The following is a 26,258-nucleotide window of genomic DNA, read 5'->3' as shown; positions in this document are numbered from 1 at the left end:
CCTCAGGAGAGTCAGTCGTCAGTGTTCTGGGGCGGCAGTGCCGCGATGAAGGGGTGGTCGCCGTCGATGACTCCGTGCGCGGCGGCGCCTCCCGGGGATCCGATGGTGTCGAAGAAATCGACGTTCGCCGAGTAGTAGGCTTCCCATTCGTCCGGGACGTCGTCTTCGTAGAAGATCGCTTCGACGGGGCAGACTGGTTCGCAGGCCCCGCAGTCGACGCATTCCTCGGGATGGATGTAGAGCGAGCGGCTGCCCTCGTAGATGCAGTCGACGGGGCATTCGTCGATGCAGGCCCGGTCCTTCAAATCGACGCAGGGCTGGGCGATGATGTAGGTCATGGATTCCTCATGAGTTCTGGCTCGGACACCTGCGCTGCGGCGAAGGCTCCGACGGCGTATGGGCTCAGGGTCACGACGTCACCGGCGATGACGACGGCCGGTGAGCGGACACCTCGGCGGGCGGCCTGGAAGGCGATCGTATCGAGTGTGCCCACGGTGACCCGCTGGTTGTCTCCGAACCCGTCTTCGATGATCGCGACGGGGCAGTCTCCCCCGCGTCCACCGCGGGCCAGGATCATCGCCGAATGTGCCAGCGTGCCGATGCCCATGAGCACGACGACCGTGTGGTCGCGTCCTCCGCCGAGCTCGGAGAGCTGATCGTGGCCGGTGATGACCGTGTACGCGGTAGCCAGTCCCCTGTGCGTCAGCGGGATTCCGGCAACGGCGGGAACCGAGTTCGCACTCGTGACTCCCGGCACCACCTGCACATCGACTCCGGCCTCGTGGCAGTGGGCGAGCTCTTCGCCGCCACGGCCGAAGACGAACGGGTCTCCGCCCTTGAGTCGGACCACACGTCGCCCGGCGCGAGCCTGTTCGACGAGGATCTCATTGATGCGCTGCTGCGGAACCGGGTGGTGTCCCGGGGTTTTGCCGACGTCGATGATCTCGGCGTCGAGTGACTCCCCGCGCTCGGTCTCGAGCTGGTCGATGACCGAACGCGCGCCGAGGCGGTCGGCAACGATGACCTCGGCAGATTCCAATGCGCGCAGACCTTTGACGGTCAGCAGGCCGAGATCACCGGGTCCGGCACCGATGAGCAGCACGCTGCCCGGTGCCTGAAGAGTGAAGAGGCTCATGACTGTTCGCCCTCAGGAGTGTGAGCGTCTTCGGGAGTGTGGATTCCCGCGGCCACGGTGGACCCAGTCTGCGGATCGATGATGAGGAATCCACCTGCGCGTCCGTGCTCACGGAAGTCCGCGAGCGGCAGAGCGGTCGCCAACTTCACCTCGGCGGTGCCGATGTCGTTGCCGGCGAGCACCTCGGCGGGTTCGGATCCGGCGGTCAGCAGGTTGTGCTTCGATTCGATCGTCACGATCGCCTTGACCGTCGAGGTGCCGGCCTTGACGAGCACCCGGTCACCGGAGCGCAGTCCCTGCGAGGTGAAGGGGAAGACCTCGGCCCGCAGAGCCTTGCGCGGTTCAGGCAGGCTTCCGGCGGCGGCAAGGACGCTGCCGCGCGCGGTGTCGATGTCATCGGCCAGGCGCAGCGCCACGGACAGCGGGGCACCCGCGGTCTCCAGCGGGCCATCTGCCGTGTCGATGCCGACCACAGTGGTCCGCAGACCGGCCGGATGCACGTCGATCTCATCGCCGAGGCGGATCCGCCCTGACGTGACCTGTCCGGTCACCGCCCGGTAGTCGCGGAACTCATCGGGGTCGAGTCCCGGTGCCAGTCCGCCCTGCGGGCGCAGCACCGACTGCACGTCGAGGCGGAAGGGCTCGAGGTCGGCCGTGTCCTCTTCCTTGCTGGGCAGGTTCTCGAGCAGCTCCAGCAGTGCGGGGCCCTGGTACCAGGGTGTGTTCGCCGAAGCCTCGGCCACATTGTCCCCGGCCAGTGCCGAGACGGGGATCAGATGGGCCGAGTCGAGGCCGATCTCTGCCGTCAGCGCTTCGATCTCGGCCTCCACCTTCGCATACGCTGCCTGATCGTAGTCGAGGAGGTCGATCTTGTTGATCGCGAGGATGACGTGCCTGATGCCCAGACGGTGAACGACCGTGAGGTGGCGACGGGTCTGCTCGGTCGCACCGGTGCGTGCGTCGATGAGGACGACGACGGCATCGGCGGTCGTGGCTCCGGTAACCATGTTTCGCGTGTACTGCACGTGTCCGGGGCAGTCGGCGAGGATGAATGAGCGCTTGTCGGTGGCGAAGTAGCGGTAGGCGACGTCGATCGTGATGCCCTGTTCCCGTTCGGCCCGCAGACCGTCGGTGAGCAGTGCGAAGTCGAACTCGCCGCCGACGAAGCCGCGTTCCTCGCTGGTGCGCGTCACGGCCTCGAGCTGATCGGCGAGGATCGCCTTCGCATCGTGGAGGAGGCGGCCCACGAGCGTCGATTTGCCGTCGTCGACGGAACCGGCCGTGGCGAAGCGCAGAAGTGTCTTCGTCTGTGTGGCAGCGGTGGTGTCTGGTGTTGTGGTCATCAGAAGTATCCGTCCTTCTTGCGGTCTTCCATCGCCGCGGCCGAGATCCGGTCGTCGGCGCGGGTCGCTCCGCGTTCTGTCACAGTGGTCACAGCCACCTCGGCGAGGACCGAGGCGATGTCGTCGGCCTCGGATTCCACGGCACCTGTGCAGCTCATGTCGCCGACGGTGCGGTAGCGCACCGACTTGCGGATGACCGACTCCTCGGGCCGCGGGGCCGAGAACTCACCCGTCGACCACCACATGCCGTCGCGCTGGAAGACCTCGCGCTCATGGGCGTAGTAGAGGTGAGGCAGGGCGATGTTCTCCCGGGCGATGTAGCTCCACACGTCGAGTTCGGTGAAGTTCGAGATCGGGAATACGCGCACGTGCTCGCCATTGACGTGGCGACCGTTGTAGAGGTTCCACAGTTCGGGGCGCTGGTTGCTCGGATCCCACTGGCCGAATCCATCGCGCAGGGAGAAGATGCGCTCCTTGGCTCGGGCCTTGTCCTCGTCACGGCGGGCGCCGCCGAAGACCGCGTCGTATCCTCCCTCGGCGATCGCGTCGATGAGGGGCTGGGTCTGCAGGGTGTTGCGGGTTCCATCGGCGCGCTCGCGCAGACGGCCGTCGTCGATGTAGTCCTGGACCTTCGCCACTTTCAGGTCGATGCCGTAGTGGGCGGCGGTCTCATCGCGGAACTTCAGGATCTCCGGGAAGTTGTGACCGGTGTCGACGTGGAGAAGACCGAACGGGATCTTCGCGGGCCAGAAGGCCTTGGCCGCGAGGTGGAGGACGGTGACGGAGTCCTTGCCGCCGGAGAACAGCAGCACGGGCTTCTCGAATTCGGCGGCGACCTCGCGGATGATGTGGATCGCTTCGGATTCGAGGACGTCGAGGGTGGACAGTGGTTTCTGTGTGGACAGTGGTGTGTGATCGATGCTCATACGTGCAGCCCGCATTCTGTTTTCGAGGTTCCAGCCCAACGGCCGGCACGGGGGTCCTCCCCCTCGGCCACGGGGTTGGTGCAGGGCTGGCACCCGATGGACGGGTACCCCTGCGACAGCAGTGGATTGACCGGCACGTCGAAGGCACCGGCGTAGTCGAGAAGATCGTCGAAGGACCAGGCGGCCAGGGGGTTGACCTTGACCAGCCCGTTCTTCTCATCGAAGGTCACCAGCGGTGTGTTCGCCCGCGTCGGTGCTTCGTCCCGGCGGACTCCGGTGAACCAGAGTTCGTAGCCGGCCAGCGACTTCTTCAGAGGTGCGACCTTGCGCCGGGCACAGCAGAGGCCGGGGTCGCGGTTGAACAGTTCGGCACCGAATTCCGCATCCTGCTGTGCCACGGTCTGCTCCGGGAGGACGTCGACGATGTTGACGTCGACCTTGCTGGCCACCTCGTCGCGGGTCGAATAGGTCTCTTTGAAGTGGTAGCCGGTGTCGAGGAAGAGCACGTCGACGCCCGGCAGGTACTGGGCGACATAGTGCGGCAGGGCCGCATCGGCCATCGAGCAGGCCACCGCGCAGGTGGAGGTGTCGAAGTTTCGTGAGACCCAGCGGATGACGTCGGCCGGGTTGGCCTCGGCCACGCCGTTGTCGGGATCGCCCGCGAGCTGCTTAGCCCCCGCCTCGGCGAGGGACTTGAGCTCGTCAATGTCGCGACGCTGGCGGGTGGGCGTGGGCAGCGGTGCTGCGGTTCGGGATGGTGTCGTACTCATACCAGCTCCTCGTCTTCGACTCGGTGTGCCCATTCGGAGAATGTCTCAGACTCGGACCGTCCGTCGAGGAATCGGCGGACCATCTTCTCGACGTACTCCTCGAGACCGTCGACAGTGACCTTGAGTCCACGCACCGTGCGGCCCAAGCCTGCTTCGTCACGGTCCTTCGATGCCAGACCTCCGCCGACGTGGACCTGGAACCCGGGGACCTGTTCGCCCTCGTCAGTGGTCACGATCTGACCTTTGAGTCCGATGTCAGCCGTCTGGATGCGCGCGCAGGAGTTCGGGCAGCCGTTGAGATGGAGACTGATCGGGTGGGGCAGGTCGATGTCAGCGAGGCGTTCTTCGAGTCGAGTGACGGCGTCGATGGCTGTCTGCTTCGTCTCGACGATAGCCAGCTTGCAGTATTCGATTCCCGTGCACGCCATCACCGAGCGCCGGAACAGGTCCTTGCGGCTGGACAGTCCCAGGGCGTCGAGGCGGGCGACGACATCATCAAGATCAGTCTCGTCGACATCGAGCACGAGGATCTTCTGCATCGGGGTCAATCGGATCCGATCGATCCCGTACTCTTCGATCAGGTCAGCCATCTGGTGGAACAGCGTGCCTGAGGCGCGCCCAGCCACGAGGCTGGTGCCGATGAAGTACTTTCCATCCTTCTGCCGGTGGACGCCGACGTGGTCTCCGGAGACCATGGGCTTCGGTGGGGGCGGACCGTCTGCGAGTCGGTAGCCGAGGTACTCGGTCTCGAGGACATCGCGCAGCTTCTCGGGGCCCCAGTCGGCCAGCAGGAACTTCATGCGGGCTTTGTTGCGCAGGCGGCGATAGCCGTAGTCACGGAAGATCTCCGTGACGCCGAGCCAGACATCGACGACCTGGTCCGGGGCGACCCAGGCACCGAGGCGTTCGGCGAAGCGGGGAACAACTGACAATGCCCCGCCGACCCACAGGTCGTAGCCGATGCCGTGTTCGGGGTGATCAACGGCGACGAACGAGCAGTCGTTGATCTCGTGGACGACGTCCTGACTGGGGTGACCGGTGATCGCAGTCTTGTACTTGCGCGGCAGGTTCGACAGGCTCGGGTCGCCGATATAGCGGCGAGTGATCTCTTCGATCGCTGGGGTGGGATCGATGAGCTCATCCGCGGCGATTCCGGCTACCGGCGAACCGAGGAAGCCACGCGGAACATCTCCGCAGGCCTCCGTCGTCTGCATGCCCACGGCTTCGAGGCGGCGCCAGATCTCGGGCACGTTCTCGATCTCGATCCAGTGCAGCTGGATGTTCTGACGGTCTGTCAGGTCCGCACTGCCACGGGCAAACTCCTCGGCGATCTCTGCGATGGTGCGCAGCTGCTCGAGATTGAGCGCTCCACCGTCGGTGCGAATGCGCATCATGAAGTACTCGTCTTCGAGCTCGTGGGGTTCGAGCTTCGCGGTACGGCCGCCGTCGATACCGGGTTTGCGCTGGGTGTACAGCCCCCACCAGCGGAAACGACCATGCAGGTCATCCGGATCGATTGAGGCGAAACCGCCCTTGGAGTACACCTCTTCGATGCGCGTGCGCACGTTGAGACCGTTATCTGCGGCCTTGTCGATCTCGTTTTTGTTCAACGGTTCCTGACCGTCGACCTTCCACTGACCGTTGGACTTCTTCGGTCGGGCCGGACGCGTGGAAGCCCCGGACCTCGGAACTTGCTTGATTTCGTCTACATGTGCGGACACGATCGTCTCCAAACGCTGCGGTGAACCTTTGGTGAGTCACGCTACAAGAGAAATAGATTGCTCAACAAATTAGGGTGTCCAATCATGTCGTTTCATGACGCACGACGTCATAAGTCAGACGATGACGCTGCGAGTCGAGAAAATTGACGCCCGGTCAGAGTGCTGAGATTATGCGGTCGCGGACGACGTCGAACAGCAATGGCGGGGTTTTCGCGCCGTCATGGAGCAGCGGTGGAGCAAGAATGTCGCTGGAGTCAGAAATGAGAGCCGAAGCGAGGTCCTGGAAGAAGCCCGGGGCCAAAAGGTAGCTCGAGAGCACTACCCGTCCACCAGCCCTTCTTTTCTGCTCAACAATCTCGCCCAAGCGGTCTCCCTCACCGGCATGAAACCCTGCAACGACGGGCCTTGAAAGCTCATGAGACAGAGATTCAGCCATGTCCCGACAGGCATCATTGGCCCGCTCGTCACTTGATCCGGCGGCCGCGAGCACCACGTGGTCCTCGTCACCCAGATGCGGCAGACGCTCGGCCAGAATCTGGGCCAGACGAGGATCCGGTCCCAGCGTCGGCGTCAGTCGGATGTCACGAGTCTCTGTTCCTTGCGCTTTGCTTCCATCGGCACCTCCCGCGGCACGGACGGCTTCAGCCAGGTCGACATGCACGTGATAGCCCGGGGAGAGCAGCAGCGGCACAAGGACAACCGGGGAATCGGACGGAAGGGTCGAAAGCACCTCGGCGACATCGGGATGCTGAACATCGACGTGACCGAGCATCACCTCGGCGGCCAACCCACGGGAGACCAGGTCCTCGGTGACGGCGGCGGCGAGCGCCTCGATGACCCGGCGCCCTTCTGCCGACGAGGTGCCGTGGGAGATGAGACCGATCGATGGCAGGGGCATTCAGATCACTTCCAGTGGCAGCGGCGATGTCGGGGCGGGGAATGCACGATCGATGTCGGCGAGGTCATCACTCGTCAGTGCGATGTCGACTGCCTCGGCATTGGCCTTCACGTGGTCGGGTGTCGAGGCCTTGGGTATCGCAATGACATCACCGGAGCGCATTGCCCAGGCCAACAGGATCTGGGCGGTGCTCACTTCGTGACGGCGGGCCACCTCGGCGAGGGTGGGGTCCTCAAGCAGTCGGCCCTGTTCGATCGGCGAGTAGGCCATCGTCGTGATGTGGGGGCGACGATCGCGGTGGGCGGGCAGGAGATCGTGCTCCGGACCGCGGCGCGACGGGTTGAGCAGAACCTGGTTGACCAGCGGCGCTACCGGAAGCTCCGCGATCTCGGCCGGGTCGAAGTTGCTCACGCCCCAGCCGCCGATGAGGCCCCGGGCACGGAGTGATTCGAAGGCCGCAATCGTCTCTTCGACGGGGTGCGGGCCGGGCCAGTGGAGGAGGTAGAGGTCGATGTGGTCGGTGCCGAGGACGGCCAGGGATCGTTCACAGGCCGCGATGGTCCCGGATTCCGAGGCATTCGTGGGTAGGACCTTGTCGACGAGGTACACCTCATCGCGCACCGGTGCGATCGCCTCTCCGACGAGGTCTTCGGAGCGGCCGGATCCGTACATCTCCGCGGTGTCGACGAGGGTCATTCCGGCTTCGATGCCGTGGCGCAATGCTGCGATCTCGGTTCGACGTCGCCCAGGATCATCACCGATGTGCCACGTGCCCTGTCCCAGAAGTGGAAGTTCCGTGCCATCGGCCAGTGTCGTCGTGGGGATCATTCGGTCATCGTAGTCGAGGCTCTGTGACTCATGTGCCCGGATCGACACATGTGTCTCCGGATGTGCACACGCTCAGCGCCCGGATCGGGGCCCGGTGATGGCAGAATCGACTGTGTACGAACGACGCCCGTGATTGCCAGATGATCGCTCACCGGGCACCAGCGATGTTCCACGAGGAGTATGACGATGAAACCGATGACCAAGGCAGCATTCTCACCCCGGACGATCACCGCCGCGGTCGGTGTCGCTCTCGCCCTGGCGCTGACTGGCTGCGGCGGTGACAAGGACGAGTCCCAGAAGAAGACCGATGAGGCGGCGCAGACCGAGAAGGCCGATGACGGCGGTGGTATGCAGGGCAAGGCGGCCCCAGGCGAGTCGGAGAGTGCATCGGCCCCGGACCCCAGCAAATCTGCCGAGCCTGAGCCGAGCAAGTCGAAAGATCTCTTCGCCGACGCTCCCCGAACCACCTCGTGGGCCAGCGATGACGGGATCAAGGTCAACAAAGAGGGTGACGGAACAGTCCCGAAGGCATCACTTCAGGCCGATATCGACGACCTGTTCAAGAACAAGTTCAAGATGGACGTCGATGCTGTCGAGTGCAGAGACGATATGAAGGTCATGGACTGGTGGGGACTGACCAGCTGTGAAGTTCAGACGAAGAAGAAGACCTACTTCGGAACGGTCAAACTCGTCGACCACAAAGACAACATGATCAAGTATGAGGTCAAGTTCCCCGGTCTCGACAAGAAGGAAGTCGACTTCTAAGCCTTCCTCCTGGGATGACCGGATGAGCCGGTGACGACGGCCCGATCCCCTGCCTCGGCGGGATCGGGCGCAGGCGCGGGATCGGGTGCGGGCTCGTGCAGCGCCTCCCGCACGATTCGCCGTGGGTCGTAGCGTCTGGGATCGAGTGACTCCCAGTCCTCGGCCCCCACCGACTGGGCCGCCCGAGTCTGCGCAGTTGTCAGTTGGGCCCGAAACATGCGGATCAGCTCGCCCAGTTTCTGGGCATAGTGGGGCAGGCGTCGGGGGCCGATGACGATGACGGCGATGAGGCCGGCGATCAGCATCTTCTCAAAGCTGAGACCGAGCATGATCTGTTCCTTTCCGATCGTGGATCCAGGTGATCGCGAGGGCGGTGAGAAAGAGCAGCACCATGGGCGCGGCGACGAAGACCATCGAGAGTACGTCAGCCGCCGGAGTCACTAAGCCTTGATCCACCGATGCGAGTAGCCGGATCAAGCCGCGCGTGAAATGGAAATGCCCCTTCTGAACTGGGAAAATGATGATGTTCGAAGTCAACATTCCCGTTCAAGAAAGGGGCACCTCTCAGGTGCTATTCAACCACACACCCGCGTCTGTGTCTCACTCCTTCGACGATGCGAACCTGACGGCCACTACCGGGCTCGTCCCGATCATGAGCCTCGCCCAGATGGCGGGCCTGCCAGACCTCGCCGAAGACCGTCTGACCGTGACCACCACCGGAGCCGACAAGGGCGCGAACCCGGCACCGAAACTGGCTACCCTGGTCGCGGGAATGGCTGCCGGGGCCGACTCGATCGATGACATGAACATCCTCCGCCACGGCGGCATGCAACACCTCTTCGATCGTGTCTACGCGCCCTCGACCCTGGGGTCGTTCCTGCGCTCGTTCGCCTTCGGCCACGTCCGGCAACTCGACGCGATCTCTTCCCGTTTCCTGACCAACCTCAACGAGCACACACCGCTGCTACCAGCCAGCGAAGACACTGGACAAGCGATGGTGTTCGTCGATGTCGACGACACCGTCATCGATGTCCACTCCGCGTCGAAGCAGGGAGCTGGATTCGGCTACCAAGGCAGTCGTGGCCTCAACGCACTGTTGGCGACCGCATCGACGGGCGACTCCGGCCAGATCATCGTCGGCCAGCGCCTGCGCAAGGGCTCAACCTCGTCAGCCCGGGGTGCTGACAAGTTCGTCGCCGACGCTCTGGCCACCACGACCCGAATCAACTCCGGCCTCCCAGCCCTGGTCAGGGCTGATTCGGCGTACTACTCCTCGACTGTGACCAAAGCCGCCCGGGATGCCGGGGCTGAAGTATCGATCACGGTCCGCATGGACAAGAAGGTCAAAGCAGCGATCGGAACAATCAGCGACGGCGCATGGACTGGCATCGAATACCCCGAAGCGATCTACGACGAAGAGACCAGGGCCTGGATTTCGAAGGCCGAAGTCGCCGAGGTCCCGTTCACCGCATTCACCTCGAAGAAGAAGTCCCTGCACGCCGCCGGCCGCTTGGTGGTCCGCCGCATCCCTGAACTCAACGAGACCAAACGCACTGCCGGGCAGGACCCATTGTTCGACTTGTTCCGCTATCACGCGTTCTTCACCACGGTGGACAAAGACCGTTTCGACACCGTCGCTGCTGATCACATCCACCGCAAGCACGCGATCATCGAGCAGATCAATGCGGAGCTGAAGAACGGTGCCCTGGCACATATGCCCTCTGGGGTGTTCAACGCCAACGCCGCCTGGGTAGCAGTCGCAGCGATCACGCACAACCTGCTGCGGGCTGCTGCCGGACTCATCGGTGGACGGATGAGCAAAGTGCGCGCTCAGACGCTGCGGACACGGATCATCGGCATCCTGGCCCGGATTGCTCACCGGGCCAGGAAGCTGATTGTGCACCTGCCGAGACGGTGGCCGTGGGCGACGGAATTCGCACGACTCTGGCACGCGGCTCTGAGCCCACCTACACGATCATTGTCCTGACCGATTCGCTCCTGCTCGAGCACGACGCCGCAGGGTCTGGAGGAGACCCCGGGGAATCATCTATGTGGAAGAGACCGGTGAGAGACCGGGACACTACTTCCTGCCCTCACGTCATGTTCGCACTCGAATCCGAGTGAGCCCCTTGCCATCAAGCGAATCGGTGGATCAAGGTTAAGCAGCGGGGTCGGGCTACGAATCACGCGGTCAGCGGCATCACCACCCCGACCGGGTCGACCTCGGTCTGCCCATGCAACACCGTCACGAGTTTGCGCATCGAGATCTCCGACAAATAGCGTCTCTCACCGTACTGCCATTCCTCGTGCTGTTCCTGCAACACGGCCCCGATCAACCGAGTCACCGACTCCCGGTTCGGAAAGATCTGAACGACATCAGCACGGCGTTTGATCTCCCTGTTCAACCGCTCGATCGGGTTATTCGACCAGATCTTCTGCCAATGCTGCCTGGGCATGGACACGAACGCCGTCAAATCGACCTCGGCGGACTCGAGCATGTCGGCGATGTCGGGAAACGACGCCCGCAGACTCTCAGCGACTTGCTTGTACTGGGCAATGACGGCCTCGGCTGTGGTCTGGGCGAAGATCGTTGAGATCAACGCGTTGACCGGCTTCGAGTGCGCACTGCCAAGGCGCTGAGTGACGTTACGAGCGAAGTGGACTCGACACCGCTGCCACCCAGCACCGGGCAGGATCGCTTTGACCGCGGCCTTGATCCCCGAATGAGCATCAGAGATCACCAGCGCGACCCCTTCGGGATCAGTCTCGGTGCTCACCTTCAACCCCCGCTCACGCAGCCCACGCAGGACCTGTGTCCAGAAGTCCGTGGACTCGGCATCTCCGACACTCATGGTCAGGATCTCCCGCCTGCCCTGTGATGAGACACCCGTGACCACAGCCACGGCCTGAGACACGACACGACCCCGGTGGCGGACATCGACATAGGTGGCGTCGACGAAGAGGTAGGGAAACCACGTGTGATCGAGTCGACGGGCCAGGAACTCGGCCACTGCCTCGTCGATGTCGGCACAGATCCGCGACACCGTCGACCGAGAGATCCCGGACTCGTTGCCCAAAGCACGCACAAGGTCATCGACCTTCCTCGTCGAGACTCCGTCGATCCAGGCCTGGCAGATGACGGCGTAGAGGGCCTTATCGACCCGCCGACGGGGATTGAGCAGGGACGGGAAGAACGAGCCTTTCCGTAGCTTCGGGATCGCCAGGTCGACTTCTCCCGAGGGAGTTGCCAGGGTCTTCTTCCGCGACCCGTTACGGCGTGTTGAACGGTCTTCGCTGCGTTCGTAGCGGGCGGCACCGATCGTGGCGGTGGCTTCGGCTTCGATGAGGTCCTGGAGGCCAGCTTGGAGCATTTGCCTAAACACGTCGGAGTGGGCGAGGTCAGGGTCGGTCAGGACTTGGTTGATCAGGGTCGACACGGCAGAATTGGGGTCAGCCATCGTGGGATGCCTTTCGTGAGGTTCTTGGCGGAACTACTAGCGGGATCCCACGATGGTTCTTCACATTTTTGGGGGTGAAGTCCCTGGTGGGAATGCCACCACTCTATGGGACTCACCCGGTGCGCACACGATCGATTTTGACCAACAAGCAACTTTGCTTTCATTGCTGTGGGCTTTACCGAAAAGTGGCGGCCATCTTACAGCTCTCCAAGGCGGTCGGGTCAGTCGCTTCCGAGATCAATATTTGATTGTGACAGGGCGGTTTCATTTGGCCTAGCCCCTCCCGCGACTCGCCGATGGTGTTGCGGGGTTTGAGCAACGAAGCCGGCTACTTCTTCGGCGGCAGAGTTTTAGCTTGCTCGACACTGTGAGCGACCAGCTCAACCAGTTCTGTGCTGTCGGCGGTAATGCTGAAAGAGCGCCAGTTTCGCATGGCACGTCCAGGCATCGCGTTACTCGCACGAGGATCTCCGGTGATCCACTCGGCGTCAGGGGCGACCCGTATGAGCAGGCCCTCGTCACCGACCGCAACTGCCATATAACCCGCGATAAGAAACGCCAAACCCCCAAATATGTATTTCTCGCTCGTCGTCTCGTCTCTGAGAAGCGAACGAACTTGTTCGGCGAGATCTTGATCTATAGCCATCTGACTACTCTAAAGCACTCCAATTGCGGCGAACCGGCGATGAATCCACTGGTTAACCGCCCCTGCTTGCGTCGAGTTATAGACCCGTCCGCGACATTTCACGACAGGACCCTATGCTTCAAGAGCTCGACACCGTCGCCACTGAGTGAGCTCACCGCCTCGGCGCGCCCAGTAATGCCAAGAAGCAGTGCCTGAGCGGGTCCAAATACTGCCGGGCCAGAACCGTGCTTCCAATCCATGTCAGTCGCCTCGAATTGGAGCCCGTCGACGACGCCCTTCTTCACCACACTGGCCGGCGCTTTCATCACGGCCGTGAGCGCAACATCGGCCCGTTCTTCGTGAAGTTGGCTAGGGAGGCCGAGGGGCCAGCGAATGTCGAGGCCGTGCACGATGACGTCGGTGAGGGGGGCTTCCGGGCCTTCTCCGGGTGGAGTGAAATGAGAGTCAGCTTTGTCTCTCAAAAGATCAACTACGTCGTTAAAAGGGCGTGCGGCTTGTCGTCGGGTGAGGCGACGGTTCGCTCGATCGAAGTTACCACCTGCCAAGAGCATGGCTAAGGCAAACCGCGGCATACTCACATCGAGTGGCATCGTCAAGTGTGCAAGCACATCGTGGACTGTCCAGGCTACGCACAGGCTTTGAGTCGATTGTTGTTCTGGCGTTAGGTCCGCGAGTTGATCGGCAAGGTGACGGCGCTCATCGGCAATGGCGGCGAAAATGTCCATACACCATGGCCTCAATTACATGTCGTTGCATCTAGATCCTCGCGTAACGTCTTCAAACCGATCGCAGTGTTTCAAGTGTCAGCAGCTTGCCGATGGCGATACAACGTTGCTCTCGACCACCCAACCAAGCGTGCCGCGTCCTTGGCAGTCCGGCCCTTGGCCCTGGCATCTTCGGCGATCGCGAGTTTCGTCGCGATCTCGTCCGCGTCGACTGGTGGCCTGCCGAACTTCGTCCCGTTCTGCTTGGCGGCTGCAATTCCGGCATTGACCCGTTCGGTAACGAGTTCTCGTTCATACTCGGCCAGGGTGGCGAGCATTCCCAGCATCATCCGACCCGAGGATGTCTCGGGGTCGATGTTGTCTGAGACGGATCGGACTTTCACGCCTTGGTCTCGGAGGTGGTTCACGGTCGCCAGAACATCAAGGAGCGAACGGCCAGGGCGGTCGATACGCCATACGACTACCGTATCTCCGTCCTCGGCGTAATCGAGGAGCCGCCTCATTCCCGGTCGCTGTTTCGCCGTCTTACTCCCAGAGGTCACATCTGAGAAAACATCTCGCTTCTGGACTCCCGCACCGACGAGTGCATCGAGTTGGAGCTGCGCACCTTGTCCGGCAGTACTGACTCGCGTGTATCCCAGAAGCCTCATGCTCCAAGAATGACTCACAAAGTCCAAATAGTCACGGTCGTAAGACAGTTTACGGTGAGACAATTTATCGAGACACGCTCTGCCCTGTGAAGTCGGGCAGTGAGAGTTTCCAAAACCGAACGAGCTGCCTGTCTCAGACGGAATTTTTCAAGTCAAGCGGTACCAGGGTGAGTGAGGCAGTGGTTAGGCTGCCTCTGTTTCGGTGCTCTCCTTTGGTTGGTTGATCCATGCCGGTCCGGGTAGGGCCAGGATCTTGGGATCGGTGGCCTTGCTGAACCTTTGGGGGTGTTTGGCCCGCGCGGCAGCCAAGGTCTGTGAGCGTTTCACGGCGACGCTATCGGCGAAGCCATAGTGGACGTTGGCTGGAGTATGGAACCCGATGCCAGAATGCTGATGAGCGTGATTGTACCAATCCACGAATTCACTGATGAAGGCCCGCGCGTCGCCCAGGGACGCGAAGCGATCGGGGAAGGTTGGCCCGTACTTCATGGTTTTGAAGAGACTTTCGCTGTACGGGTTGTCGTTGCTCACCCGGGGCCTGGAATGGGATCGGGTGACCTCCAGATCCGAGAGCAGTCCGGCAACGGTCTTCGACGTCATCGAGGTCCCGCGGTCGGCGTGGACGACTTCGGGGATGCCGTGGATGCCGAAGATCTCCTTCATCATCTCCACCGCCAGGACCCCTGATTCGGTGGCGTGCACGTGCGCGCCGACGATGAACCTCGAATGGATGTCCACCATCAGGTAACAATCGAAGTACTTGCCCTTCACCGGGCCAGCCAGCTTCGTAATATCCCAGCTGAGCACCTGACCAGGTGCGGTAGCGACCAGTTCCGGGATGGCCCGGGCCGGGTGCTTGGCCAGCCGGCGGCGCTCCTTGACCTGCTCGTTCTCCTGCAGGACCCGGTAGAACGTGGAGACCGAGCCCAGGTAGATGCCCTCATCGAGTAGCTTCGCGTAGACCTGCAGGGGCGCCAAGTCCACGAACTCCGGGGAGTTCAGCGCGGCCAGGATCTCGGCCCGCTCCGCGGCACACAGCTTGTTTGGCGGCACCACCGGCTCGTGGTCCACCGGGGCGGCAGGTTGACGGTAGATCGTGGTGCGTGAGAGGCCGAGCAGGGCCGCGGCCTGCCGCGTCGGAACAGCCGCCTCCACCAAATGCCGGTAGGCGCTGGTCATTTCTTTCTGGACTTCGGCTCGTCCGGTGATTCCTTGATGGCGTTCTCGAAGAACGCCGAGAGTTTTTCCATGATTCCCAAGGCAGCCTCGGTTCGTTCCAACCGGCCCTCACTCACCTCCAGCTGGCGGCGCAAACGCGCGATCTCGACCTGTTCTGCAGAGAGCTTGCCAATGGTTTCCCCGGGCTTCTTTCCGGTGAGAGCACCGGCATCACGAAGCTTTCGCCATTCAGCGATCTGCGAGGAATACAAACCCTGTTCCCGCAGAAAAGCACCGCCCTCCTTGCCGGTGCAGGCGTCCTCGTACTGGGTCAACAACTCAAGCTTCTGCGCGGGAGTGAACGACCTTCGACGGGTCGGTCCACCGGCACGCGGTCCGGAACTATTCATGGACCCATTTTGGCCTACTTCGGCCACAACGAGACTCGACATATTGATTGGTTTCCTGGTTCTCGCCCTACGTGGTCGGACTGATTTGCTCTGTCACCGTGGTCCCGCTCCAGCCTGACACGTAGGGCAGAAACCAAAAGGTTTAAGAGATTTGAATCGCTCTGAGTTTGGTGGAGGCTCGTGTTAATTGATTTCCGACAGCCAGTCGGCCGCTGTTTAGTCAGCATGAAGCGCCTCCTCGAATTCCGCAGGCGGCACGTCGCTGAGATACCCGTTGAAGCGCTGAGTGTTGTACCAGTGCACCCACCCGAGGATCACCAGTTCCAAATCCTCGACCGTGCACCAGGTACCGGATCTGGCAGGTTCACGGAAGAGTTCGGTCTTGTGCTAGACCTTGACCGTCTCGGCCAGGGCGTTGTCACTCGAATCCCCGACAGTCATGAGCGAGACAATCGCGCCGACATCCGCGAGGCGTTCACCGTAGCGAATGGAAGTGAATTGAGATCCTGAATCTCTGCGACACCGCAGACCCTCGTTTCCAAAAACCGGAGCTTTCAACGGACCCAGGGCGCTTCAGTCGGGCGCGAACGCACACGTTGCGACACTTCCTTCTTACCCCACTACCTCCGACCTCTTGAACCCATGATCTCGAGAATACGGGTCCTCGGCAGCAGAAAGGCAATTGGACACCGCCAAAACGCTGCCACTAGGGGCTGAGTGACGCATAGTTGAATCTCGACCGTATAGACTCCCCACAGTTACCGAATCTAGAACCGACTTAATCATCAACCGGAAATACTCAACTTTCCACTCTCGAGATACAAACACATGAAGACAGTTGTCACCCACCTCGACTATGGCACTCGCCTCGCAACTGCCGTTGTCTTAGTCGTCGCAGTCGCACTCGTACCCCTGGTCATCGCACTCTGGCCGCACCCGGACAAGTCCATGGCAGGAACCTACACAAGTGCGGTACTCAGCGACGTCACGTATTCAGATTGCGACAATGTCACCGACGACGTCCCCTGCGGCGAAGCAACCGGCACGCTCGACGACGACAAGCAAGTCGAGGTCATGCTCTTCCGCGACGCCTGGCTCTCGCATGTCACCGACAGTGACCGCGCCATTGTCTATGCCTCCGAAAGCCCCGACTCAGGCACCGTTTACACCTTCCATTCCCACGACCGCGGGATCAAACTCATAGCCTCTACCTTCATCATCATCGCACTCGTACTCCTCGTGGTCAGAGGCAAAGGAATCCGCGCGATCGCGTCGCTGCTCGCATCGGCGATCTTCATTTGGGCGTTCCTCATCGGCGGAATCGCTGCAGGTGGCTCTCCTCTGCTCTACACGACCATCAGCATCATCCTCGTTCTCACGGGCGTGCTCTTCTTCACCCACGGCCTGACGACGAAAACGCTCGCCGCATGGGGAGGAACCATGTGCGGAGCCGCCACCGCAATGGCCGCAGGGACACTCTTGTCAACCTGGTTGCGCCTAGGTCCTGCCGATGAATCGGCCTCCGCACTCACGTACACCAACCTCAACATCGACCTTTCGACACTCTCTTTGTCTGCGTTGCTCATCGCATTGATTGGAATCCTCAACGATATCGCTGCGGCGCAAGCCGCGACCGTTTTCTCTCACACCGCCCCAGACACACGGCCCCAATGGAAAGTGATAGTCCCGACTGCCCTTTCCGTTGGAAGGGACCACTCTGCCTCAGCGATCTACACCATCAGCTTCTCAGTCGTCGGAGCGGGCCTCGCCGCGTTCGTGCTCGCCCACACCTACAATCAGCCTTTATCGGCCTTCCTCCAGACCGACACCGTGTCCACGACACTGACCCAGATGCTGGCAGGTGTCATCGGGATTATCATCACCATGCCGGCAACAACAGTGTTCGCGCTTCTCCTATCCCGGATTCCTTCCACAGCTAGTTCGTCTCGGGGTCCGAAGCACTAATCGGCTCGCATTATAACGATCGTTGGCCCAAGAGCCAGCCAAGCTCGAGGCGAAACCCGTGATCGATCGAGCATGTCGCGACAATACCCATGAAGACCATGAACGCGGCCCCCGGCATCTGAAATCATTGAACAACTTCAACTCGGCGGCCCTCTTCAGTCGAGGTCACGCTCCGAGGCCGAAGACCGATCTCCAGTATCAAACTCGATAGCGCCCTCAACGAATCTCGTCGACACCATCCCACCCAGCACTCATGAACGAACCCCTCGGCTATGCGAAGGACACTGCATGATTCACCTCAGGCCGTTGAAGTGAAGATCCAGCGGGATTGAGCCCATCAACTCCATACTCCCCCAACGCAGCACCAGTAAACCTAAATCGCTGAGCTTGTTGATCGACGCATTCGCTTCCCATCTCGTCACTGAGATAGCCACGCACTCACAACTACCTAGGCTGCATGGGTGGAATAGTCGATTCGATCGAACTGCGCTCGGCAGTGCTTGGTCCTTATCTCCTAAATACGTCTGTCGATGTCGTGCGACACTGACGTGACGCTTGACTGCGCACCGTAGCGCACTGTTCCTCGACCGTGTTATCACCTGAACATAGACTTTTGTTCGTCCAGCCGATACCCTGAACATGCCTTTCACGAACTTCCCCCGAGAAGGACATTCATGCATACGAAGCTACTCACACTTTCGGCAGCCGGATCCCTGGCGTTGGCGGTGAACATCGGCCTTCCACCCGCCTCCGCGTCGCTGCACTCCGGCGATCCTGAAGTCTCTGAGTCTCCGCTGTCTGGAATCAGCGCAACCGGGGCACTTTCGGCAGGGGCCAGGGACGCATCGTCGACGACGAGGTCAGTCACGCGGACGAAGACCACATCCCTGCCGCCGTTGCTGCGCGCTCCGCAGAGCCTTCGTGATACTTCGGCTCATTTCACCAGCGCCGTTGTCGCTCATGCACAGGACCAAGCCGTGACGAGCCCATCGTCGACCGAGAGCCCTCATGTGTCCAATGATCGTAAGGATGGGGACCTTGCAGCGCCAACGGGATCAGGTGCCGCTGAAACTACGGACGGAATCACGATTTCGGCATTGTCCGATGTCATCGATCTGCCGTCAGCGTCACCGAATGTCGTAGGAATCGCATTCGACGACGACGTTCGGGTCGAGTTCGAGATCAGAACTCACACGAATGGCCGCTGGTCCGGGTGGCAGCACCTGCATGCTTCGGATGCCGGGGAGGGCTCGCGCGGCACGGACCCCTACTACACCACTGATACAGACAGTATTCAGGTGCGTGTTCTCGGTGACGGCGGCAGTCCAGCCGATGCCAAGGTCGTCAGTGTCGCTTCGAAGAGGCACCCCGGCGATTCAGAACTGGTGGCAGAGAATGCGCCCAAGAGTTCGGAATCGGTTGATCGGGAGGTGTCGCAGCATGCCCACTCAATTGACCACGCCTCGGTACCACCTTGCACACGGACGGGCGGATGCACCTGTCCACTATGCGCAGCATCGGCGGCCAACGTGGCGAAGAACTCTGTTGTCCAGCCCGAAGTCGCTACCCGTAAAGACTGGGGTGCGAGCGAGAAACTGGTACGAAATTCTCCCACGATCGCGGACTCAGTCTCCGCCGCAGTGATCCATCACACCGATGGCAACAACGACTATGCCGCAGAGGATGTGCCTGCGATTCTACGAGGGATCCAGTCGTTTCACATCACGGGTCGAGGGTGGTCGGACATCGGCTACAACATGCTCGTCGACAAATACGGAAGACTCTGGGAGGGGCGCGCAGGCGGGGTAAAGAAGGCCGTAGTCGGCGCTCACGCCGCCGGGTACAACACAGGATCGTTCGGCATTTCCGTGCTCGGCGACTATGACAAGAAGGCACCGCCCCAACGCACTCTTGATGCGGTCGCGGAGGTGGTCGGGTGGAAGCTGTCCTTGAGCGGGGTGAAAGCGGGTGGCTCGACATCACTAGCCGGGGAGGAGATGAAAGCGATTGTCGGACATCGCGACGTTGGCCAAACAAGCTGTCCCGGCGACGGGTTCTACGCCAAATTCGACTCGATCCGTCAGGCCGCCGATGACTACCAAACTGGGAAGAAGGCGGGCGCGGGCGAAGAGGATGAGAACAAGGACGAATCTGACAGACAGCCTGACCTTGTCCCCGGCGTCATCGATAGCAACGCTCGTGATGCACGAACCTGAACGCAAAAACTGTGAAGAACCCAAGCAAACGGGCTGACGATCGGACGGATAGAACAGTTTGGTAATCTTCGACCATGTCCGTCACTGAACTCTCTGACAGCGCCCAAAACTATCTGAAAGCACTTTGGAGTTTGGGCGAGTGGTCTGATGCTCCCGTCACGACCACCGCGCTTGCCCAGAAGGTTGGGGTCAGGCAGTCAACGACATCCGACGCGATTCGCAAACTCTCGGACGAGGGGCTCGTCGCGCACACGCCGTACGGGTCAATTGCTCTGACGGCACAAGGTCGAGTCTATGCCCTTGCGATGGTCCGTCGTCACCGCCTCATCGAGACCTTCCTCGTCGAGGTCCTCGGATACACCTGGGACCAGGTGCATAACGAAGCCGAGACCCTCGAACATGCGGTGTCAGACTTCATGGTCGACCGTATCGCCGAACATCTCGACCACCCCGATCGCGACCCTCACGGAGACCCCATTCCAGCTGCAGACGGAACCATTGATCGCCCGGCTGCGATCCCATTGACACACGTCGGAACGGGAAGCCGAGTCCGTGTCGAGCGGATTTCGGATTCCGATCCCAACCTTTTGCAGTTTCTGGCTGAGTACGGCATTCATGTCGGATCGTATTTCAGCACCGAAGCCGGTCCTCCATTCTCTGATTCTATTGTAATTCACCTTGAGGGAGGCAATGGAGCTGGCGTGACGCTCGGGCGCACGGCCAGCGACGCCATGTGGGTATCCCCGTGCTCTGCTGCGTGAGTTGTCGTAAGAACGGCGCTACTGAATTGTTGAAGTTGCGTAGACATACTCGGAGGCATCGTCGCTGAGGACTACAACGTTATCGTCTGGCTCCAATGTGAGACTGCTCTGGCCATCAGGGTGTTTCTCGAGGGTGATGTGGGTGCCCGGAAGGATGTTCTTCCGCTCCAGTTCGAAGAGTAGATGCTCAGGGGCGCGTCCAATTCTCGAAACTTGAAGTAGGTGAGCAGTCGGGAGAGCGGCGAGAGGTTCGCCGTCTCCCGGTCGCAGATCGTCTACCTTTGTTGGTATTCGGTTGCCATAGGGATCGAGCTCGGGGCTGCAGGCAAGAGCAGCCATCGTCTCCACGACATCGGAGCTCAGTGCCATTGCCATCACCGATGCCTCTTTCAATACGCGGTGCCATGGAACACTGAGAATCGTAAAGAGGTGGCAGCGGCAAATTCTTTCTGCGCGCACAGCCGACAGCGCCCTGCACGCGCCGGCGTCGGTCAATGAAAGTGGCCCATAATGCTCCTGCCTGACCAAATGAGTATTTGAAGCTTTGGGGGCCACCCGATCGTGCGGTTGGGGGCCACCGATATTGCCTGTGGGGGCCAGCAGCCGTGGACGTCGGGGCCACTGGCCGCCCATCAGCTCATCGTCACTGGTTCAAAGCAGCATGTTCTCGCATATTGTGACTGCCGGTCTCGACCCAGACCGTGTTGTGCACGATCCGGTCCATGATCGCATCCGCGTGGACTCCGGACCCGAGTCGTTGATGCCAGTCCTTCTTCGCATACTGGGTGCAGAACACCGTCGACGCACAGTCGTAGCGGCGTTCGAGCAGTTCCAACAGCATGCTGCGCATCGACTCATCCGGATGATCGAGCAACCATTCGTCTATCACGAGAACGCTGAACGCGGCGTACTTCTTCAAGAACTTCGTCGTGCCCATCGGTTTGTCCAACGCCTGCGCCCAAGCTTCTTCAAGATCAGGCATGCGAATATAGTGCGCACGGATCCGGTGCTGGCAGGCCCGTTTGGCCAAGGCGCACCCCAGGTACGATTTCCCGGAACCGGTGAACCCTTGGAACACGACGTTCTGGCCCCGCTCGATGAAACTGCAGGTCCCCAGCTGGGCGATCACGTTCCGATCCAGGCCGCGTTCATCGACCCTATCGAGTTGACGCAGGTCGGCTGCCGGGTAGCGCAACCCGGCCCTGCGGATGAGTCCCTCGATTTTGGCGTGATTGAATACCGAATGGGCTTCATCGACGACCAGTCGCAACCGTTCGTCGAAGCTCATTCCCATGGTCAGATCCTCGTCTTGGGACTCGAGTGCCTCCAGCAGGGCCATCGCGCCCATTTCGCGCAGTTTGCGCTTGGTCTCTGTATCGATCGAGGTCACCGAGTGCCTCCTGCATAGTAGGAGGCACCGCGGACGTAGCCGCCGTGCTCGACAGGTTCGGTCCGGGCTGGTCTGGTCTGGTCCTGACCGGTGGCAAGGATCGGTTGCACATGCGCATACCGTGGCGACCGCACCGGCCCCGCCAGCGTAATCCGGCAAGCGGCTTCGACCCGGTCGGCAGAGTAGCGGCGGGAGAGTCTCAACACCGCCAAGGCAGGGTTGAGTCCTTGCTCGTCGATGGCTACGGACTCGAAGATGCGATTGATGACGACCAGCGTCGACGCCCCGATCCTCTCGGCCCATTGGCGTATCCGGGCCGCGTCCCACGGCTGGTATCTGTCCCCAGCAGGAAGGCCAGCATCATTCGTGCGATACTCATTGACCGCAGTCTCTGGCAGCAGCAGGTGAGTCGTGACTCGCTGGTCCCCGCGGTAGACTTCGAGGCTGCGGTCGGTGATGCGCAGATCGACTTTGGATCCGATGTGCTCAAACGGCACCGAGTAATAGTTGCGCGCCCAGCTCACATGCCCGTTCCTGGCCACACGCCGCCCATAGATCCACTGACTGATCTCGTAGGCCACCTGCGGCAGCGGTGTCAACAGCGGTTCCTCCTCCGTGGTGAAGACACTGAGCCTGGATCCGGGCCGCTTCTGGAAAGGTTCAGCATTATAAGCGCAGACTCTCTCCTCGATCGCGGCCGTCAACGTCGGCAGCGATGTGAACCGCCGGTCACGTAGCCCTGCGATCACCCATGTGGCGACATGTCCGACAGTATTTTCAACACTCGCCTTGTCTTTTGGTGCCCTGATTCTGCCCGGTAGAACAGCAGCCGAATAGTGGGCAGCCATTTCCCGATAGGCGTCGTTGAGCACGATTTCACCGTCGCGAGGATGAGTGATGACTCCGGTCTTGAGATTGTCGGGCACGATCCGCGGTGTTGAACCGCCGAAAGCGGTGAACATCGCCACATGCGCCCGGAGCCACGAGTCCTGACTCATGTCCAGGCTCGGGTGCACGAATGCGTATCTGCTGAAGGGCAGACACGCGACGAACAGATAGACCGTCTTCGGCTTGTCTGCCCCCGTGTGCAGTTGCATTGTCGGACCGGACCAGTCGACCTCGATGGTCTGGGCGGCTTTGTGTCCCACACGAGAAGCTGCACCGGTGACGAGGACGTGGCGCTGATAGGTGCGGCAGAACCGGTCATAACTCATCGCCGGATCACCAGCCGCAGCGCACTCATCGGCGTACTCGCCATGGAGGAGCTTCAGCGTCACCCCGACCCGGGCCATTTCCTTATGGATTGCCTTCCAGTCAGGTTGGGCGAACACGCTGTCATGGTCCCCGCGGCCCGGGAACAGGAGGCCATACACTTCACTGTCAGCACGGTCCTTGACATCATCCCACCCGAGTCCCGCAGCGTCGGCGGCCTCGAGGACCTGCGTGACCGATTTGCGTGACATTGCCTGGGAGCCAGCGATCGCTCTGCCAGAAGTCCCTCGGCTCGAAGCTGTAACACCAGTTTGGCCCTGATCTTGCGTACCATTAATATTCTCCTTTCGCCGCGTGCCCTATACACGCGGTGAAAGGAGCTTATAAGTCGTGGCCCCCACGAACGCCATAGCTGGACCCGAAGTCCACGATCGCGGGATCATGCAACTGGCCCCCGAGCTCACGATTGACGGCCCCCAACAAGACGGATATTCACAAATTGTGACTGGCGAGGACTCGAAGGTACTGAGTCACTGCAGGCCGACTGCGTTGCAGAGTCTCGGCAAGCTGGGCCCGGGTCATGGACTTGTTTTTCGACTCCTCCAGCTCCCAGAGACCGCGGAGGTACTCGTCGATCACGGAACTTGAGCCTCTGCCGAGTGCCGCTTCCACTGGTCGTTGGTCCGGCGATGTTGCCGCGACTTGGCGATCAGCCCGTGGCTGGGGCTGAACAGGTAAACACCGGTGAAGACGACACCTTGGACAAGCACAACTAGACCGCCAGATGAGGCATCCAACCAGTAACTCAGGTAGATCCCTAGCACCGAGGACAACGCCGACATGATGGGCGCGATGAGGAGCATTCGATTGAATCTATCGGTGAGAAGGTGGGCGGTCGCTCCTGGAATGATGAGCATCGCCACGACCAGGATGACACCGACAACCTGAAGTGCTACCACTGTCGTCAGAGCAAGGAGTGCAAGCAGCAGCGCTCCGAGAACCCGCGGCGACAGGCCGATTGCGTAAGCGTGAGTCGGATCAAATGCGTACAGAGTCAGGTCGCGGCGCTTGGCAATCAGGACGGCGAACGCGATGACAGCAAGCAGCGCAATCTGTCGAAGGTCCGAAGTCGAAACGCCGAGGATGTTGCCGAAGATGATGTGATTGAGGTCGGTGTGACTCGGCGTCGTCGAGATCAGCACTAGCCCCAGGGCAAACAGGGTCGTAAAGACGATGCCGATGGCAGCGTCTTCCTTGATCCGACTAGTTCCTCGAAGAATGCCGATCGCTGCGACTGCGATGAATCCGAAAACCAGCGCACCGGCGGCGAAGGGGATCCCTGCGATGTAGGCAATGACGACCCCGGGAAGAACTGCGTGCGAAACAGCGTCACCCATCAGAGACCAGCCGACCAGGATCAGCCAGCACGATAAGAGTGCGCAGACGATTGCAGCGAGCACTGTGGTGGTCAGTGCTCTGATCATGAATTCGTAGTGGAGTGGTTCGATGACGAGACTGTAGAGGTTCATTCGGATTCTTCTGCCCTTCGAATGTCGAGACCAAATGCCAGTGAGAGGTTCTCGGGGCGCAGAGCATCGGCGACAGGACCTTGAAAGAGGATTGACTGCAGCAAAAGGATTGCCTCATCAGCCAGTTGTGGCAGAGCATGCAGATCGTGAGTGGAGATGAGCACGCAGTGCCCCTCATCGGCGAGTTCACGCAGCAGTTGAACGATGGTCGATTCGCTGCTCTTATCTACCCCAGCGAAGGGTTCATCAAGCAATAGCACGTTGGCTCCTTGCGCAAGTCCACGAGCGACAAATGTGCGTTTCTTCTGCCCACCAGACAACTGTCCGATCTGTCGAGAACCGAAGGTCTGGAGCCCGACGCGTTCTAGTGCCTGTTCGACCACTTGACGATCCGCCGACGTGGGCTTTCGAGTGAATCCTTGATACGCGTAGCGGCCCATCATGACGACATCGCGGACGCTGACGGGGAACGTCCAGTCAACATCCTCACTTTGTGGCACGTATCCCAGCAAGCCTTCTTTCCGTGCTTGCGTCGGTGTCCTGCCGTTGATCGATACGGTGCCTTGAACCGGGCGGGTCAGTCCCATGATCGTTTTGAACAGAGTGGACTTCCCCGACCCGTTCATTCCGATCAGACCTGTCACGGAACCGAACTCCACTCCGAGACTGACATCCTCCAGTGCCCTGACGTCGCCGTATTGCACTGTGACACCGTCAGCACGGATTGCTGAAGTCACTTGTTCCCACCCGTCAGAGCTTCAGTGATGGTGTCAGCGTCGTGCTTAATGAGCTCAAGGTATGTTGGCACAGGTCCGTCCGCTTCTGAAAGCGAGTCGACATACAGTGTCCCGCCAAACTCCGCGCCGGTGGCGTCAACGACTTGTCGCATTGGTTTGTCCGAGACGGTGGACTCACAGAATACTGCGGGAACGTCATTGTGCTTGACGAACTCGATAGTGGAGGAAATCTGCTGCGGGGTTGCCTCCTGCTCCGCATTCACAGGCCAGATGTAGCGCTCGTCGAGATCCGCGTCCCGGGCGAGGTAGGAGAAAGCGCCCTCACACGTGACGAGGGCTCGTTCTTTGTCTGGCAGTGTCGACAGCTCACCGACAAGGTCATCCTGAACGGTTTGAAGTTCGTCTTTGTACGACTCTCCATTGGACTGAAAGTCGGCGGCGTGATCTGGATCCAGCTCGCTGAAAGCATCGACCATGTTGTCGACATAGATTTGGACGTTGACAGGGCTCATCCATGCGTGGGGATTCGGCTTGCCCGCATAGGCGTCCTCGGAAATGTCGATTGGTTCGACACCCTCGGAAACGACTTCATGCGGGGCGTCGGTCTGTTCGACGAATTGCTCGAACCATGCCTCCAGATTCAGCCCATTGTCAAGAATCAAGTCGGCTTCTGACGCCTTGGCCACATCCTTGGGAGTGGGTTCATATCCATGGATCTCGGCACCGACTTTGGTGATCGATTCCACCTCCAGGTGTTCGCCGGCTACGTTGTCGGCAATATCGGCAAGGACGGTGAACGTCGTCAACACCTGAGGCTTACCTTCGGTCGACGACGACTCCGCGTTCCCAGCACCGCAACTTGTCAGGGCTAGCGCCGACGCAGAGATCAGAGCGAGTTTCGACTTCAAATTGATTTGCATTCCCATCACTCATTTCTCGATTCATGTTCTCAAAAGCTCAGACTGCGACAGAGTGGGCTTTCAGCGTTTATATGACGGACTTCAAATCGCGCAGT

The 26,258-nt window shown here is 60.8% G+C and carries 25 protein-coding genes and 2 pseudogenes; 5 read left to right on the top strand and 22 right to left on the bottom strand.

What is annotated here, in order from left to right; translation table 11 throughout:
* Positions 1–11: 11 nt before the first annotated feature.
* The 8 genes from fdxA to CXR25_RS05615 form a co-directional block, all read right to left on the bottom strand.
* Positions 12–338: a ferredoxin gene (gene fdxA, locus CXR25_RS05650; RefSeq protein WP_069599761.1), complete on the bottom strand. Its 327-nt coding sequence runs from the start codon at positions 336–338 to the stop codon at positions 12–14.
* Positions 335–1,135: a uroporphyrinogen-III C-methyltransferase gene (gene cobA, locus CXR25_RS05645; RefSeq protein ID WP_069599760.1), complete on the bottom strand. Its 801-nt coding sequence runs from the start codon at positions 1,133–1,135 to the stop codon at positions 335–337. The genes fdxA and cobA overlap by 4 nt, the downstream gene beginning before the upstream one ends.
* Positions 1,132–2,478 carry a sulfate adenylyltransferase subunit 1 gene (locus CXR25_RS05640; protein WP_009883610.1) on the bottom strand — a complete coding sequence of 449 codons (1,347 nt, stop codon included), beginning with the start codon at positions 2,476–2,478 and terminating at the stop codon, positions 1,132–1,134. Before CXR25_RS05640 ends, cobA begins: the two co-directional genes overlap by 4 nt.
* The gene (cysD, locus tag CXR25_RS05635; RefSeq protein ID WP_165770330.1) at positions 2,478–3,404 is read right to left on the bottom strand and encodes a sulfate adenylyltransferase subunit CysD; all 927 of its coding nucleotides are present in this window, start codon (positions 3,402–3,404) and stop codon (positions 2,478–2,480) included. Before cysD ends, CXR25_RS05640 begins: the two co-directional genes overlap by 1 nt.
* On the bottom strand, positions 3,401–4,174 hold the full coding sequence (locus tag CXR25_RS05630; RefSeq protein ID WP_009883612.1) for a phosphoadenylyl-sulfate reductase: 774 nt from the start codon (positions 4,172–4,174) through the stop codon (positions 3,401–3,403). Before CXR25_RS05630 ends, cysD begins: the two co-directional genes overlap by 4 nt.
* Complete coding sequence (locus CXR25_RS05625) at positions 4,171–5,895, bottom strand: nitrite/sulfite reductase (RefSeq protein ID WP_371860665.1); 1,725 nt, start codon at positions 5,893–5,895, stop codon at positions 4,171–4,173. Before CXR25_RS05625 ends, CXR25_RS05630 begins: the two co-directional genes overlap by 4 nt.
* 154 nt (positions 5,896–6,049) lie before the next feature.
* The gene (locus CXR25_RS05620) at positions 6,050–6,793 is read right to left on the bottom strand and encodes a sirohydrochlorin chelatase (RefSeq protein WP_096146797.1); all 744 of its coding nucleotides are present in this window, start codon (positions 6,791–6,793) and stop codon (positions 6,050–6,052) included.
* Positions 6,794–7,621 (bottom strand): aldo/keto reductase, encoded by an 828-nt coding sequence (locus CXR25_RS05615; RefSeq protein WP_114384608.1) that lies wholly within the window; start codon positions 7,619–7,621, stop codon positions 6,794–6,796. It lies immediately after the preceding gene.
* Positions 7,622–7,807: 186 nt separating this feature from the next.
* Here CXR25_RS05615 and CXR25_RS05610 point away from each other — a divergent pair, with 186 nt between their 5' ends.
* Positions 7,808–8,386: a hypothetical protein gene (locus CXR25_RS05610; RefSeq protein ID WP_009883616.1), complete on the top strand. Its 579-nt coding sequence runs from the start codon at positions 7,808–7,810 to the stop codon at positions 8,384–8,386.
* Here CXR25_RS05610 and CXR25_RS05605 read toward each other — a convergent pair.
* Positions 8,383–8,715, bottom strand: a complete 333-nt coding sequence (locus CXR25_RS05605; RefSeq protein WP_009883617.1) for a Sec-independent protein translocase subunit TatA/TatB — start codon at positions 8,713–8,715, stop codon at positions 8,383–8,385. The two genes, CXR25_RS05610 and CXR25_RS05605, sit on opposite strands and share 4 nt — an antisense overlap.
* A gap of 266 nt (positions 8,716–8,981) precedes the next feature.
* Here CXR25_RS05605 and CXR25_RS05595 point away from each other — a divergent pair, with 266 nt between their 5' ends.
* Positions 8,982–10,373, top strand: a complete 1,392-nt coding sequence (locus CXR25_RS05595) for an IS1380-like element ISBli4 family transposase (RefSeq protein ID WP_125240459.1) — start codon at positions 8,982–8,984, stop codon at positions 10,371–10,373.
* Positions 10,374–10,569: 196 nt separating this feature from the next.
* Here the strand turns inward: CXR25_RS05595 and CXR25_RS05590 are convergent, their stop codons facing one another.
* The 6 genes and pseudogenes from CXR25_RS05590 to CXR25_RS18955 form a co-directional block, all read right to left on the bottom strand.
* Positions 10,570–11,844, bottom strand: coding sequence for an IS256-like element ISBli2 family transposase (locus CXR25_RS05590; RefSeq protein WP_009882371.1), 1,275 nt, complete (start codon positions 11,842–11,844; stop codon positions 10,570–10,572).
* Between the two features lie 328 nt (positions 11,845–12,172).
* Positions 12,173–12,490, bottom strand: coding sequence for a hypothetical protein (locus CXR25_RS05585; RefSeq protein ID WP_069599737.1), 318 nt, complete (start codon positions 12,488–12,490; stop codon positions 12,173–12,175).
* Positions 12,491–12,588: 98 nt separating this feature from the next.
* Positions 12,589–13,215 carry a maleylpyruvate isomerase family mycothiol-dependent enzyme gene (locus tag CXR25_RS05580; RefSeq protein ID WP_009882337.1) on the bottom strand — a complete coding sequence of 209 codons (627 nt, stop codon included), beginning with the start codon at positions 13,213–13,215 and terminating at the stop codon, positions 12,589–12,591.
* Between the two features lie 71 nt (positions 13,216–13,286).
* The gene (locus tag CXR25_RS05575; RefSeq protein ID WP_029416759.1) at positions 13,287–13,865 is read right to left on the bottom strand and encodes a recombinase family protein; all 579 of its coding nucleotides are present in this window, start codon (positions 13,863–13,865) and stop codon (positions 13,287–13,289) included.
* Positions 13,866–14,048: 183 nt separating this feature from the next.
* Positions 14,049–15,433, bottom strand: a protein-coding gene (locus CXR25_RS05570; protein ID WP_125240893.1) for an IS3 family transposase whose coding sequence is annotated in 2 segments (ribosomal slippage) — positions 14,049–15,115 and positions 15,115–15,433 — 1,386 coding nt in all. Because the reading frame shifts where the segments join, the coding sequence is not laid out codon by codon here.
* 216 nt (positions 15,434–15,649) lie between these two features.
* Positions 15,650–15,970, bottom strand: a pseudogene (locus CXR25_RS18955) (IS3 family transposase); the annotation flags it as partial.
* Between the two features lie 291 nt (positions 15,971–16,261).
* Here CXR25_RS18955 and CXR25_RS05560 point away from each other — a divergent pair.
* The 3 genes from CXR25_RS05560 (at position 16,262) to CXR25_RS05550 (ending at position 20,375) form a co-directional block, all read left to right on the top strand.
* A complete protein-coding gene (locus CXR25_RS05560; protein WP_069599736.1) occupies positions 16,262–17,398 on the top strand; it encodes a YibE/F family protein in 1,137 nt (378 codons plus the stop codon).
* A 674-nt stretch (positions 17,399–18,072) separates the two neighbouring features.
* Positions 18,073–19,614: a peptidoglycan recognition protein family protein gene (locus CXR25_RS05555; protein ID WP_009882351.1), complete on the top strand. Its 1,542-nt coding sequence runs from the start codon at positions 18,073–18,075 to the stop codon at positions 19,612–19,614.
* A 74-nt stretch (positions 19,615–19,688) separates the two neighbouring features.
* A complete protein-coding gene (locus tag CXR25_RS05550) occupies positions 19,689–20,375 on the top strand; it encodes a metal-dependent transcriptional regulator (RefSeq protein ID WP_029416765.1) in 687 nt (228 codons plus the stop codon).
* A gap of 18 nt (positions 20,376–20,393) precedes the next feature.
* Here CXR25_RS05550 and CXR25_RS05545 read toward each other — a convergent pair whose 3' ends face one another.
* The 7 genes and pseudogenes from CXR25_RS05545 to CXR25_RS05515 form a co-directional block, all read right to left on the bottom strand.
* Positions 20,394–21,008 (bottom strand): metal-dependent transcriptional regulator, encoded by a 615-nt coding sequence (locus CXR25_RS05545; RefSeq protein ID WP_114385228.1) that lies wholly within the window; start codon positions 21,006–21,008, stop codon positions 20,394–20,396.
* Positions 21,009–21,018: 10 nt separating this feature from the next.
* Positions 21,019–21,765, bottom strand: a complete 747-nt coding sequence (locus tag CXR25_RS05540; RefSeq protein ID WP_125240458.1) for an ATP-binding protein — start codon at positions 21,763–21,765, stop codon at positions 21,019–21,021.
* A pseudogene (gene istA / locus CXR25_RS05535) lies at positions 21,762–23,311 on the bottom strand (IS21 family transposase). Before istA ends, CXR25_RS05540 begins: the two are co-directional and overlap by 4 nt.
* 158 nt (positions 23,312–23,469) lie before the next feature.
* Positions 23,470–23,559 (bottom strand): hypothetical protein, encoded by a 90-nt coding sequence (locus CXR25_RS19345; protein WP_420807964.1) that lies wholly within the window; start codon positions 23,557–23,559, stop codon positions 23,470–23,472.
* 53 nt (positions 23,560–23,612) lie between these two features.
* On the bottom strand, positions 23,613–24,506 hold the full coding sequence (locus CXR25_RS05525; RefSeq protein ID WP_009882354.1) for a metal ABC transporter permease: 894 nt from the start codon (positions 24,504–24,506) through the stop codon (positions 23,613–23,615).
* Positions 24,503–25,243, bottom strand: a complete 741-nt coding sequence (locus CXR25_RS05520; protein ID WP_009882356.1) for a metal ABC transporter ATP-binding protein — start codon at positions 25,241–25,243, stop codon at positions 24,503–24,505. The genes CXR25_RS05525 and CXR25_RS05520 overlap by 4 nt, the downstream gene beginning before the upstream one ends.
* Entirely contained in the window at positions 25,240–26,163 is a 924-nt protein-coding gene (locus CXR25_RS05515; RefSeq protein WP_009882358.1) for a metal ABC transporter substrate-binding protein, read from the bottom strand. Before CXR25_RS05515 ends, CXR25_RS05520 begins: the two co-directional genes overlap by 4 nt.
* Positions 26,164–26,258: the final 95 nt, after the last annotated feature.

Origin of the sequence: Brevibacterium aurantiacum (assembly GCF_003932995.1) — a bacterium.
GTDB classification, from domain to species: Bacteria; Actinomycetota; Actinomycetes; order Actinomycetales; family Brevibacteriaceae; genus Brevibacterium; species Brevibacterium aurantiacum.
The sequence above is the reverse complement of the archived record's forward strand: the minus strand, read 5'-3'. Positions and strand labels throughout refer to the sequence as shown.